This window comes from Cognatundibacterium luofuense (genome assembly GCF_018139685.1).
Lineage (GTDB): Bacteria > Pseudomonadota > Gammaproteobacteria > Burkholderiales > Burkholderiaceae_D > Undibacterium > Undibacterium luofuense.
The window spans coordinates 1-307 of the sequence record NZ_JAGSPN010000496.1 but is presented as its reverse complement, the minus strand read 5'-3'; the positions used below and the strand labels follow the sequence as shown (position 1 = coordinate 307).

Annotated in this window: 1 protein-coding gene; it reads left to right on the top strand. The window is 52.4% G+C overall.

Annotation, left to right across the window (positions count from 1 at the left end):
* Positions 1 to 307: hypothetical protein (locus tag KDM89_RS21385; RefSeq protein ID WP_212689803.1), on the top strand; the 307-nt coding region annotated here is incomplete at both ends.

The window sequence follows — 307 nt, the reverse complement described above, 5'->3', positions numbered from 1 at the left end:
GCATATTTTGAAAGCCTGCGGCATTCCGGTGTTATATCCGTCTACCGTACAGGAATACCTGGACTACGGCCTGCATGGTATCGCTTTGTCGCGTTATACAGGATTGTGGGTCTCGATGAAATGCGTGACCGATATCGTCGAATCCGGCGCTGTGGTGGAAATCAATCCTGACCGCGTACAACCCGTTATTCCTGACAATTTTGTATTGCCTGCGGACGGTGTGAATATCCGTACCCCGGACCCTGTGCTGGCGCAGGAAGTCCGCATGAATAATTACAAATGGTATGCCGCGCTGGCCTATGCGCGC